Genomic DNA, 10429 nt, shown 5'->3' with positions numbered 1-10429 from the left:
GCACCCTGGAGTGCCTGGGCCGCATCGACGGCCAGGTGAAGATCCGCGGCTACCGCATCGAGCTCGGCGAGATCGAGAGCGCCCTGCGCGAGCACACCTCTGTCCGCGACGCCGTCGTGGCCGCGCACGAGGACGCCCAGGGTGACAAGTCCCTGGTCGCCTACGTGGTCCCGGCTGACGACTCGGCTCCGGACACGGCCGCGCTGCGGGAGTTCCTGTCCCGCTCGCTGCCCGAATACATGGTCCCGGCCGCTTTCATGGAGCTGGCGGCCATCCCGCTGACCAACAGCGGCAAGGTCGACCACAAGGCCCTGCCCGCCCCGGACGCCGACGCGTTCGCGCAGTCCGCGTACGTGGCGCCGCGTACCCCGGTGGAGGAGAGGCTGGCGGCCGTCTGGTCGGACGTCCTGGGCGTCACCCGGGTCGGCATCGAGGACAGCTTCTTCGACCTCGGCGGCGACTCCATCCGCGTCGTCCGTCTGGTCGGCGCCCTGCGCGCCACCGGCTACGACGTGACGGTGCAGGACGTCTTCGAGCTGCGGACCGTCGCCCGCCTGGCTCAGAAGCTGAGCGGTCAGGAGGCCGGCGCATCGCTGGTCACCACGGTGGAGCCGTTCGCGCTGATCGGCGACGAGGACCGGGCCGCGCTGCCCGAGGGCGTCGTGGACGCCTACCCGCTGTCGCAGGTCCAGACCGGCATGCTCGTCGAGATGATGGCGAACCCGGGCACCGCCGTCTACCACAACCTCAACTCCTTCCTGATCCCGGACACCCGGCCCTTCCAGCTGGAGACGCTGCGCGCCGCCCTCGCGCACGTCGTGCAGCGGCACGACATCCTGCGCACCTCGGTCGAGATGACCGGCTACTCGCAGCCGCTCCAGTTCGTCCACGCCACCGCCGAGCTGCCGCTCTCGCTGCACGACCTGCGCGAGCTCGACGCGGCCGGGCTCGACGCCGCCCGCGCGGAGTTCGCCGCGCTGGACCGCGCCACCCCGTTCGACGTGACCGCCGCCCCGCTGGTCCGGCTCGCCGTCCACCTGGAGTCGGACGAGGCCTGGCGCCTGGTCCTCAGCCACTGCCACGCGGTGACCGAGGGTTGGACCGCCAACTCCCTGATGACCGAGATCGTGGCCGCCTACCAGCAGCTGCGCGACCGGGGCGAGGCCACTGACGAGGAGGCGCCGGCCGTCCGGTACGCCGACTTCATCGCGGCCGAGCTGGAGTCGCTGGCCTCCGAGCAGGACCGCGCCTTCTGGCGGGACGTCATCGGCCGGCACGCGCCCATGCTCGTGCCCGCCGGCTGGGGCGAGAGCACCGGCACCGTCGAGCGGCACTGGGCCCACGCACCGTTCGCGGACCTGGAGGAGGACCTGCGCCGACTCGCCGCCCGCGCGCGCACCTCGCTGAAGAGTGTGCTGCTGGCCGCGCACCTGAAGGTGCTGGGTTCGCTGACCTCGGAGGAGGCCTTCCACACCGGTGTGGTCTACCACGGGCGTCTGGAGGCGCCGGGTGCGGAGCGGGTGCTGGGCATGCACCTGAACACGCTGCCGTTCCCGGCCACCCGTCCGTCCGGCACCTGGCGTGAACTGGTGGAGGGCGTGTACGCCCGCGAGTCGGAGATCTGGGCCCACCGCCGCTACCCGCTGCCCGCCATCCAGCGCGACAGCGGCACCGGTGAGCGCCTGATCACGATGCTCTTCGACCACCAGGACTTCCACCAGGTCGACACCGACACCGTCGATGTCGACGCCAACATCGGCGACGGCGTGAACGAGTTCGCGGTCAACGTCACCGCGGCCCGCGGCCGGATCTCCATCGGCAGCACCACCGAGGTGCTGAGCGGGCGGAACCTGGCGCGGCTGGCGGAGATGTACCGGCTGGTGCTGGAGGCGATGGTCGCGGACTTCGACGGGGACGCCTCGGTGGCGTGCCTGCCGGGGGCGGAGCGGGCCTCGCTGGTGGGTGAGTGGAACGCCACGGTGGAGGTGCCGGTCGACGGTTGCCTGCACGAGGTGTTCGCGGAGCAGGCGGTCCGTACTCCGGACGCGGTCGCGGTGGTCTTCGGCGCCGAGTCGCTGACGTACGCCGAGGTGGACGAGCGGGCCAACAGGCTGGCGCAGCGCCTGGTCGCGCTGGGTGCCGGCCCGGACGACCTCGTGGGTGTCTCGCTGGAGCGCGGTCTGGACCTGGTTCCGACCCTGCTGGGTGTGATGAAGTCGGGTGCGGCCTACCTGCCGCTGGACCCGGTGAACCCGGACGAGCGTCTGTCCTACATCCTCCAGGACGCGGGTGCCCGGATCCTGGTGACCGAGTCCTCGCTGGCCGGCCGGCTGACGGGCTCGTTCGAGGGCCGGGTCGTGGTGCTGGACGACGAGGCGGAGCAGGCGCTGATCGCCGGGCTTCCGGCCGTCGCGCCGGTCACCGCGGTCACCCCGGACAACCTGATCTACGTCATCTACACCTCCGGCTCCACCGGCAAGCCCAAGGGCGTCGCCCTCAGCCACGCCAACGTCCTGCGCCTGTTCACCAGCAGTGAGCGTCACTACCACTTCGACGCCCAGGACGTCTGGCCGCTCTTCCACTCCTACGCCTTCGACGTGTCGGTGTGGGAGATGTGGGGCGCCCTGCTGCACGGCGGCCGCCTGGTGGTCGTCCCCGCGACGGTCACCCGCTCGCCCGACGAGTTCCTGAGCCTGCTGGTCGGGACCGGGGCCACCATCCTGTGCCAGACCCCGACCGCGTTCCGCTCGCTGGTGGCCATGGCCGCCGACGGCGACCCGCGCATCGACCGGCTCAACCTGCGCGCCGTCGTCTTCGCGGGCGAGCGGCTCGACCTCGCCCAGCTGCTGCCGTGGACCGACCGGGTCGGTGCGCAGCGCCCCGCGCTGATCAACATGTACGGCATCACCGAGACCACGGTGCACTCCACCTTCCGCCAGATCACCGAGGAGGACCTGGCGCACCCGGCGGACAGCCCGGTCGGCATCCCGCTCGACGACACCGTGATCCACGTCCTGGACGCGGCGGGGCAGCTCGTCCCGGTCGGCGTCCCGGGTGAGATCTTCGTCGGCGGGCCCGCCGTGGCCCGCGGCTACCTGGACCGGCCGGAGCTGACCGCCGAGCGGTTCACCCCCGACCCGTTCGGTCCGGCCGGCTCGCGGCTGTACCGCAGTGGCGACCTGGCCCGCCGGCTGGCCGACGGCACCCTGGAATCGCTCGGCCGCATCGACGGCCAGGTGAAGATCCGCGGCTACCGCATCGAGCTCGGCGAGATCGAGACCGCGCTGCGCGCCCACCCGAGCGTCGGCAGCGCCGCCGTGATCGCCCGCACCTCCGAGGACGGCGAGAAGGTTCTGGTCGCCTACGTGGTCCCGGCCGAGGAGAGCGGATCGGACGCCGCCGACCTGCGGGCCCACCTGCGCGGTTCGCTGCCGGACTACATGGTCCCGGCCGCCTACGTCGCGGTCCAGGCGATCCCGCTGACCCCCAACGGCAAGCTCGACCACCGCGCGCTGCCCGCGCCGGACCGCTCAGCGTTCGCGGCCTCGCGGCACGTGGCGCCGCGCACTCCGGTGGAGGAGCGCTTCGCCGAGGTGTGGGGTGAGGTGCTGGGCCTGGAGAAGGTCAGCGTCGAGGACAGCTTCTTCGACCTCGGCGGCGACTCCATCCGCGCCGTCCGGCTGGTCGGCGCGCTGCGCACCGCCGGGTACGACGTCTCCATCCGCGACGTGTTCCAGGCGCGGACGATCGCCGCGATGGCGGCCGGCCTCACCGGCCAGGCCACCGACGGGTCGCTGGTCACCGCCGTGGAGCCGTTCGCGCTGATCGGCGACGGGGACCGGGCCGCGCTGCCCGAGGGCGTCGTGGACGCCTACCCGCTGTCGCAGGTGCAGACCGGCATGCTGGTCGAGATGCTGGCCGCCCAGGAGCGCGGCGAGTCGGCCTACCACAACATCAACTCCTTCCGGATCCCGGACGAGCAGGCCTTCTCCCCGGAGGCGCTGCGCGAAGCCGTGGCCGTGCTGTCGCAGCGGCACGAACTGCTGCGCACCTCCGTGGCTCTCAGCGGCTACTCCCAGCCGCTCCAGCTGGTGCACGCCGAGGCCGAGTTCGCGTTCACCGTCCACGACTGGCGCGGACTGGACGAGCAGCAGCGCGAGGAGCGCGGCCGTGCGTTCGCCGAGCGGGACCGGGCCGAGGGCTTCGACCTGGCCGTGGCGCCGCTGATGCGGCTCGCCGTCCACCTGGAGTCGGACGAGGCCTGGCGCCTGACCCTCAGCCACTGCCACGCGGTGACCGAGGGCTGGACGGTCAACAGCCTCCTCATGGAGCTGCTGGCGTCCTACCGGGAGCTGCGCGACGGCCGTGAGCTGCCCGCCTACGAGGCGCCGTCGGTCCGCTACGCGGACTTCATCGCGGCCGAGCTGGAGTCGCTGGCCTCCGAGCAGGACCGCGCCTACTGGCGGGACGTCGTCGCCGGCCACGCCCCGGCCCAGCTCCCGGCCACCTGGGCCGACGACACCGGCCTGGCGGCCGAGCGGCACTGGGCCCACACCTCCTTCGCCGACCTGACGGAGGAGCTGCGGGAGCTGGCTGCCCGGACGCGTACCTCGCTCAAGAGTGTGCTGCTGGCCGCGCACCTGAAGGTGCTGGGTTCGCTGACCTCGGAGGAGGCCTTCCACACGGGTGTGGTCTACCACGGGCGTCTGGAGGCGCCGGGTGCGGAGCGGGTGCTCGGTATGCACCTGAACACCCTGCCGTTCCCGGCGCAGCGGGCCTCGGGCACCTGGCGTGAGGTGGTGGAGCAGGTCTACGCCCGCGAGTCGGAGATCTGGGCCCACCGCCGCTACCCGCTGCCCGCCATCCAGCACGACAGCGGCACCGGCGAGCGCCTGGTCACCACCCTGTTCGACTTCCAGGACTTCCACCAGGTCGACACCGGCACCGTGGACACCGCGTCCAGCCTGGACACCGGCAGCAACGAGTTCGGCCTGACCGTGATCGCCACGCACGAGCGCGTCAACCTGGCCGCCTCCACCGAGGTGCTGAGCGGGTGGAACCTGGCGCGGCTGGCGGAGATGTACCGGCTGGTGCTGGAGGCGATGGTCGCGGACTTCGACGGGGACGCCTCGGTGGCGTGCCTGCCGGGGGCGGAGCGGGCCTCGCTGGTGGGTGAGTGGAACGCTGTGGTGGAGGTGCCGGTCGACGGCTGCCTGCACGAGGTGTTCGCGGAGCAGGCGCTCCGTACTCCGGACGCGGTCGCGGTGGTCTTCGGCACCGAGTCGCTGACGTACGCCGAGGTGGACGAGCGGGCCAACAGGCTGGCGCAGCGCCTGGTCGCGCTGGGTGCCGGCCCGGACGACCTCGTGGGTGTCTCGCTGGAGCGCGGCCTGGACCTGGTCCCGACCCTGCTGGGCGTGATGAAGTCGGGTGCGGCCTACCTGCCGCTGGACCCGGTGAACCCGGACGAGCGCCTGTCCTACATCCTTCAGGACGCGGGTGCCCGGATCCTGGTGACCGAGTCCTCGCTGGCCGGCCGGCTGACGGGCTCGTTCGAGGGCCGGGTCGTGGTGCTGGACGACGAGGCGGAGCAGGCGCTGATCGCCGGGCTTCCGGCCGTCGCGCCGGCCACCGCGGTCACCCCGGACAACCTGATCTACGTCATCTACACCTCCGGCTCCACCGGCAAGCCCAAGGGCGTCGCCCTCAGCCACGCCAACGTCCTGCGCCTGTTCGGCGCCACCCGTGAGCAGTTCGGCTTCGGTGCCGACGACGTCTTCACGCACTCGCACTCCTACGCCTTCGACTTCTCGGTGTGGGAGATCTACGGTGCGCTGCTGCACGGCGGCCGCGTCGTCGTCGTCCCTTCCTCGGTGATCCGTTCGCCGGAGGAGTTCGTGGACCTGCTGGTCGGGACCGGGGCCACCATCCTGTGCCAGACCCCGACCGCGTTCCGCTCGCTGGTGGCCATGGCCGCCGACGGTGACCCGCGCATCGACCGGCTCAACCTGCGCGCCATCGTGTTCGGCGGCGAGCGGCTCGACCTCCTGGAGGTGCTGCCCTGGACGCGCCGCGTCGGGACGGACCGCCCCGCGCTGATCAACATGTACGGCATCACCGAGACCACGGTGCACTCCACCTATCACCGGGTCGGCGACGAGGACCTGGCGCACCCGGCGGACAGCCCGATCGGCACGCCGCTCGCCGACATGACCATCCACCTGCTGGACGCGGCGGGGCAGCTCGTCCCGGTCGGCGTCCCCGGTGAGATCTTCGTCGGCGGGCCCGCCGTGGCCCGCGGCTACCTGGACCGGCCGGACCTGACCGCCGAGCGGTTCACCCCGGACCCGTTCGGCCCGGCCGGCTCGCGGCTGTACCGCAGTGGCGACCTAGCCCGCCGGCTGGCCGACGGCACCCTGCAGTCGCTCGGCCGCATCGACGGCCAGGTGAAGATCCGCGGTTACCGCATCGAGCTCGGCGAGATCGAGGCGACCCTGCGCCGGCACCCGCTGGTGCGGGACGCCGCGGTCACCGTCCACACCACCGCCCTCGGCGAGAAGTCCCTGGTCGCCTACCTGATCCTGACGGAGCAGGGTGCCGACCTGAGCGACCTGCGGGCCCACCTGCGCACCTCGCTGCCGGACTACATGGTCCCGGCCGCCTACGTGCCGCTGGCGGAGATCCCGCTGACCCCCAACGGCAAGCTCGACCACCGCGCGCTGCCCGCGCCCGACCAGGCGTCCTTCGCCACGGTCGAGCACGTGGCGCCGCGCACCCCGGTGGAGGAGCGGCTCGCGGCGATCTGGTCGGACGTCCTGGGCGTCGCCCGGGTCGGTGTCGAGGACAGCTTCTTCGACCTCGGCGGCGACTCCATCCGTGCCGTCCGGCTGGTCGGCGCGCTGCGCACCGCCGGGTACGACGTCTCGATCCGCGACGTGTTCCAGTCGCGCACCATCGCCGCGATGGCGGCCGGCCTCACCGGCCAGGGCGGCGAGTCCCTCGTCAAGGCCGTGGAGCCGTTCGCGCTGATCGGCGACGGGGACCGGGCCGCGCTGCCCGAGGGCGTCGTGGACGCCTACCCGCTGTCGCAGGTGCAGACCGGCATCCTGGTCGAGATGCTCCGGGCCGACGGCCTGGGCACCTACCACAACCTCACCTCCTTCCGGATTCCCGACGAGCGCCCGTTCGACGAGCCCGCGATGCTCCGGGCCGTCGAGGCCGTCGTCGAGCGGCACGACATCCTGCGCACCTCGATGCACCTGAGCGGCTACTCCCAGCCGCTGCAGCTGGTGCACGCCACCGCGCAACTGCCGGTGACCGTGCACGACTGGCGCGGACTGGACGAGCAGCAGCGCGAGGAGCGCGGCCGTGCGTTCGCCGAGCGGGACCGGGCCGAGGGCTTCGACCTGGCCGTGGGGCCGCTGATGCGCGTCGCGGTGCACCTGGAGTCGGACGAGGCCTGGCGGCTGACCCTCAGCCACAACCACGCCGTCACCGAGGGCTGGAGCTACCACTCGCTGCTCATGGAGCTGCTGGCGTCCTACCAGCACCTGCGCGACGGCCGTGAGCTGCCCGCCTACGAGGCGCCGTCGGTCCGCTACGCGGACTTCATCGCGGCCGAGCTGGAGTCGCTGGCCTCCGAGGAGGACCGCTCCTTCTGGCGGGACGTCGTCGCCGGCCACGCCCCGGCCCGGCTCCCCGAGACCTGGGCCGACGACCAGGGCAGCGCCGAGGACGTCCACCGGGTGTACGTCCGGTACCAGGACCTGGAGGAGGACCTGCGCCGACTGGCGACCCGGGCCCGGACCTCGCTGAAGAGCGTGCTGCTGGCCGCGCACCTGAAGGTGCTGGGCTCGCTGACCTCGGAGGAGGCCTTCCACACCGGTGTGGTCTACCACGGCCGTTTGGAGGCGCCGGGCGCCGAGCGGGTGCTGGGCATGCACCTGAACACGCTGCCGTTCCCGGCCACCCGTCCGTCCGGCACCTGGCGCCAGCTGGTGGAGCAGGTCTACGCCCAGGAAGCGGAGATCTGGGCCCACCGCCGCTACCCGCTGCCCGCCGTCCAGCGCGACAGCGGCACCGGCGAGCGCCTGATCACGATGCTCTTCGAGCACCAGGACTTCCACCAGGTCGACACCGACACCGTCGACGTCGACGCCAACCTGACGTCCGCGACCAACGAGTTCGCACTCAGCGTCGTGGCCTCGGGCGGGCGCATCAACATCGGGACCTCCACGGCCGTCGTCGGCCGTGCGGCCCTGGAGCGCTTCGGTGCGATGTACCGGTTGGTGCTGGAGGCGATGGCGGCCGACCCGGAGGGGGACGCTTCGGTGGTCCTGCTGCCGGAGGCGGAGCGGGGGCTGCTGCTGGGTGAGTGGAACGCTGTGGTGGAGGTGCCGGTCGACGGTTGCCTGCACGAGGTGTTCGCGGAGCAGGCGGCCCGTACTCCGGACGCGGTCGCGATCACCTTCGGCGCCGAGTCGCTGACCTATGCCGAGGTGGACGCGTGGGCCAACCGGCTCGCGCACCACCTGCAGGGCCTGGGCGCGGGCCCGGACCGGCTCGTGGGCGTGTGCCTGGAGCGCGGTCTGGACCTGGTCCCGACCCTGCTGGGTGTCATGAAGTCGGGTGCGGCCTACCTGCCGCTGGACCCGGTGAACCCGGACGAGCGCCTGTCCTACATCCTCCAGGACGCGGGTGCCCGCATCCTGGTGAGCACCGCCGATCTGGCGGAGCGGGTGACCGACTCGTTCGACGGCCGGATCGTGCTGCTGGACGGCGACAGCCGTGAGCAGATCGCGACCCGCCCGGCCACCGCGCCGGCGACCACCGTCACCCCGGACAACCTGATCTACGTCATCTACACCTCCGGTTCCACCGGAAAGCCCAAGGGCGTCATGGCGAGCCACGCCAACGTCCTGCGGCTCTTCCCGGCGATCCAGGACGACTTCGGGTTCACCGGCGGCGACGTCGGCGTGCTCTCGCACTCGTACGCCTTCGACTTCTCCACCTGGGAGATGTGGGCCGTCCTGCTGAACGGCGGCCGTCTGGTGGTCGTGTCCAACGAGACCACCCGCTCGCCGGAGGACTTCGTCGACCTGCTGGTCGCCGAGCAGGTCACCTTCCTGTCCTACGTCCCCTCCGCGTTCGGCGCGGTGGCCGCCATGGCGGCCACCGGCGACCCGCGGATGGACCGGCTCGCCCTGCGGCTGATCGCCGTCGGCGGCGAGCGTGTCGAGGTCCCCCAGCTCCAGCCGTGGGCGGACCGGATGGGCCTCGACCACCCGGTGCTGCTCAACGTCTACGGCCCGACCGAGACCACGGTGATCGCCACCGCGCACCGGCTCGTGACGGAGGACTTCGACCACCCGTCCCGCAGTCTCCTCGGGCACAAGTTCCACGACGTCCGGATCCACCTGCTCGACGCCGACGGCCAGTTGGTGCCCGTGGGCGTGGTCGGCGAGATGTGCATCGGCGGCCCCGGCGTGGCCCGCGGCTACCTGGACCGCCCCGAGCTGACCGCCGAGCAGTTCATTCCGGACCCGTTCGGCCCGGCCGGATCGCGCCTGTACCGCAGTGGCGACCTGGCCCGCCGGCTGGCCGACGGCACCCTGGAGACGCTCGGCCGTGTCGACACCCAGGTGAAGGTGCGCGGCTACCGCATCGAGCTCGGCGAGATCGAGAGCGCGCTGCACAAGCATTCCGGCGTCAAGAGTGCCGTGGTGACCGTCCACGAGAACTCCGCGGGGGAGAAGTCCCTCGTCGCCTACGTCGTCGCCGACGGCGGCACGGCCGTCGACGCCGGCCTGCTGCGCGGGCACCTGGGCGGCATCCTGCCCGACTACATGATCCCGTCGGCCTTCGTCGCCCTCGGCTTCATCCCGGTGAACGCCAACGGGAAGGTCGACCACCGCGCGCTGCCCGCGCCGGGCCGCTCGGCGTTCGCGGCCTCGCGGCACGTGGCGCCGCGCACTCCGGTGGAGGAGCGCTTCGCCGAGGTGTGGGGTGAGGTGCTGGGCCTGGAGAAGGTCGGTGTCGAGGACAGCTTCTTCGACCTCGGCGGCGACTCGATCCGTGCGGTCCGGCTGGTCGGCGCGCTGCGCACCGCCGGGTACGACGTCTCCATCCGCGACGTGTTCCAGTCGCGCACCATCGCCGCGATGGCGGCCGGCCTCACCGGCCAGGCCACCGACGGGTCGCTGGTCACCGCCGTGGAGCCGTTCGCGCTGATCGGCGAAGAGGACCGGGCCGCGCTGCCCGAGGGCGTCGTGGACGCCTACCCGCTGTCGCAGGTCCAGACCGGCATGCTGGTCGAGATGCTGGCCGCCCAGGAACGCGGCGAGTCGGCCTACCACAACATCAACTCCTTCCGGATCCCGGACGAGCAGGCCTTCTCCCCGGAGGCGCTGCGCGAAGCCGTGGCCGTGCT

Annotated in this window: 1 protein-coding gene; it reads left to right on the top strand. The window is 72.3% G+C overall.

Annotated features, from left to right (window positions below):
* Window positions 1-10429: amino acid adenylation domain-containing protein (locus tag ACWDCZ_RS36520; RefSeq protein WP_449818145.1), on the top strand; the 10429-nt coding region annotated here is incomplete at both ends.

The organism is Kitasatospora sp. NPDC001225, assembly GCF_053597855.1.
Note: the sequence above shows the minus strand (reverse complement) of the source record. Positions and strands in the feature narration are given on the sequence as shown.